Origin of the sequence: Burkholderia sp. AU4i, assembly GCF_000466765.1 — a bacterium.
Lineage (GTDB): Bacteria > Pseudomonadota > Gammaproteobacteria > Burkholderiales > Burkholderiaceae > Burkholderia > Burkholderia cepacia.
The window spans coordinates 1-2,972 of the sequence record NZ_ASSI01000184.1 but is presented as its reverse complement, the minus strand read 5'-3'; the positions used below and the strand labels follow the sequence as shown (position 1 = coordinate 2,972).

Here is a 2,972-nt window from a genome sequence, read left to right as displayed (position 1 = left end):
GCGGCCGCCGGCCGGCGACGCAGGCCCCGATCCGCGAGCGTTCGGCGCGGCGCTCGTGGCCGTGTTCGCCGTTGCCGCGCTCGCGACCGTGGCGCAGCATGCGTCGATGGCCGCGATGGGCAGCGAACCGATGGCCGGCGGCTGGATGGCTTCGGCCGCATGGCTGCGGCCGTGCGGCCGAAGCGCCGGGCGCGCATTCGCGGCGTTCGCCGCAATGTGGGGCGCGATGACGGTGACGATGATGCTGCCGGTGCTGGCGCCGATGCTCTGGCGATACCGGCAGCGCATCGGCCCGATGGCGACGGCGCGTTCCGCCTGGCTCGTCGTCGTGGCGGGCGTCGGGTACTTCGCGGTGTGGATGGCGCTCGGGGCGCTCGTGTTTCCGGCTGGCGCCGCGCTGACGGCCGCCGCCGCACGGCTGCCGGCATTTGCGCGCGCACTGCCGTTTGCGGCCGGCGCGGTCGTTTCGTTTGCGGGCATGCTGCAATTTTCCGCGTGGAAGGCCCGGCGGCTGGCGTGCTGCCGGCATGCGGCAGGCGACGCACACCGGTCGTCGGCAGGTGCCGGTGCGGCATGGTGGCACGGCGTGCGGGGCGCCATGCACTGCGGCGCCTGTTGCGGGAACCTGATGGCGATCGCGCTGGCGGCCGGCATGACGGACCTGCGCGTGATGGCTGCCGTGACGGTCGCGATCGCCGCCGAGCGTCTCGCGCCGTCCGGCGGCCGTGTCGAGCGGATCGCCGGTTGCGTGGCCGTCGGCGGCGGCATTGCGATGATCGCGCGCGCGGCCGGGTTGCTATAACTCAAGGCAGGCAGGCCGATTCGACACATTGCCGTGCCTTGCTTCGCCGCGGCCGCTTCGGCCGCGTGACCCGTTTGCAACAGGCAGATGGGCCGTGTTGCCGCCCGTTGCGCGAATGGCTCGATGCGGCGGTGAAACGAAAGGCGATCGAAAACGAACCGAACGGCGAACCGAACGATTCGGCCCCCGAACGGCCGAAACCGGCTAAGCCGTTGTTCGTGTTGTGAAAATTCACGGCGCTTCGCGTATAATTCGCTTTTGCGCCCATAGGATTTGCCATGCGTCTGATCCAAAAAGCACTCACTTTCGATGACGTGCTCCTCGTTCCCGCCTTCTCCGACGTTCTCCCGCGCGACACCAGCCTCAAGACCAAGCTGACCCGCAACATCTCCCTGAACATGCCGCTCGTGTCCGCCGCGATGGACACGGTCACCGAAGGTCGCCTCGCGATCGCGATGGCCCAGCAGGGTGGCGTCGGTATCGTCCACAAGAACCTCACGCCGGCCGAGCAGGCCCGCGAGGTCGCGAAGGTCAAGCGTTTCGAATCGGGCGTCGTCCGCGACCCGATCACGGTGCCGCCGCAAATGAAGGTGCGCGACGTGATCGCGCTGTCGCGCCAGCATGGCATCTCGGGCTTCCCGGTCGTCGAAGGCCCGCAGCTCGTCGGCATCGTCACGAATCGCGACCTGCGTTTCGAAACGCGCCTCGATGAGCCGATCAAGTCGATCATGACGCCGCGCGAGCGCCTCGTCACGGTCAAGGAAGGCACGCCGCTCGCCGAAGCGAAGGCGCTGATGCACAGCCACCGCCTCGAGCGCGTGCTGGTCGTCAACGACGCGTTCGAACTGCGCGGCCTGATGACCGTCAAGGACATCACGAAGCAGACCGAGCACCCGGATGCGTGCAAGGACGAACACGGCAAGCTGCGCGCAGGCGCGGCGGTCGGCGTCGGCCCGGACAACGAAGAACGCGTCGAGCTGCTGGTGCAGGCCGGCGTCGACGTGATCGTGGTCGATACCGCGCACGGCCACAGCAAGGGCGTGCTCGAGCGCGTTCGCTGGGTCAAGCAGAACTTCCCGCACGTCGAAGTGATCGGCGGCAACATCGCGACGGCCGCCGCCGCGAAGGCGCTCGTCGAATACGGCGCGGACGCAGTCAAGGTCGGTATCGGCCCGGGTTCGATCTGCACGACGCGGATCGTCGCCGGTGTCGGCGTGCCGCAGATCAGCGCGATCGCGAACGTCGCGGAAGCGCTGAAGGGCACGGGCGTGCCGTGCATCGCCGACGGCGGCGTGCGCTTCTCGGGCGACGTGTCGAAGGCCCTCGCAGCCGGCGCGAACGCGGTGATGATGGGCAGCATGTTCGCGGGCACCGAAGAGGCGCCGGGCGACGTGTTCCTGTACCAGGGCCGCCAGTACAAGTCGTATCGCGGCATGGGTTCGGTCGGTGCGATGAAGGACGGCGCGGCGGACCGCTACTTCCAGGACAACTCGGCGAACATCGACAAGCTCGTGCCGGAAGGCATCGAAGGCCGTGTCGCGTACAAGGGTTCGGTCAACGCGATCCTGTTCCAGCTGGTCGGCGGTGTGCGCGCGAGCATGGGCTACTGCGGCTGCCGCACGATCGACGAGCTGCACGACAAGGCTGAATTCGTCCAGATCACGGCGGCAGGCATGCGCGAGTCGCACGTGCACGACGTGCAGATCACGAAGGAAGCGCCGAACTACCACGTGGACTGATCGCCGATGAAACCGCTGCTGCGAGCCGTGCTGATCATCGATGCCGTGCTGCTGCTGGCGTTCGGCGTGCTGTTCGTGCTGACGCCCTGGCAGTCGCTCTTCAACGCGCTGCAGCTTGCGAACGTCCAGCCGGCGATGCTCGGCCAGGCGTTCGGCATCGCGTTGCTCGGGCTCGCGTGGCTCGCGTTTCATGCAGCGTTCAACGGTGATCTCACCGCGCCCGTCGCGCGCGCGGTCGGCCATGTGTACTGGCTGACCGGCGCGCTGACGATCGTCTGGTCGATCGGCACCGGCAGCGGTCCCGCGCTCGCCGCCGCCGGCAGGGTGCTGTCGGCCGTGGCCGGAGTCGCGCTGATCGTGCTCGGCCTCGGCGGCGTGCGGCTCGCATCGGCCGTGCGCCGGCGCGAAAAAGCGCAGGCGCTCGAGGCGCG

The 2,972-nt window shown here is 68.8% G+C and carries 3 protein-coding genes; all 3 read left to right on the top strand.

Going from position 1 to position 2,972, the window contains the following annotated elements; all coding sequences use genetic code 11:
- A partial coding sequence (locus tag L810_RS33780; protein WP_042977265.1) for a DUF2182 domain-containing protein occupies positions 1 to 802 on the top strand: 802 nt, incomplete at its 5' end.
- 278 nt (positions 803 to 1,080) lie between these two features.
- Positions 1,081 to 2,541 carry an IMP dehydrogenase gene (guaB, locus tag L810_RS33775; RefSeq protein ID WP_042977262.1) on the top strand — a complete coding sequence of 487 codons (1,461 nt, stop codon included), beginning with the start codon at positions 1,081 to 1,083 and terminating at the stop codon, positions 2,539 to 2,541.
- Between the two features lie 6 nt (positions 2,542 to 2,547).
- On the top strand, positions 2,548 to 2,972 hold a 425-nt coding region (locus L810_RS33770; RefSeq protein ID WP_042977261.1), incomplete at its 3' end, for a hypothetical protein.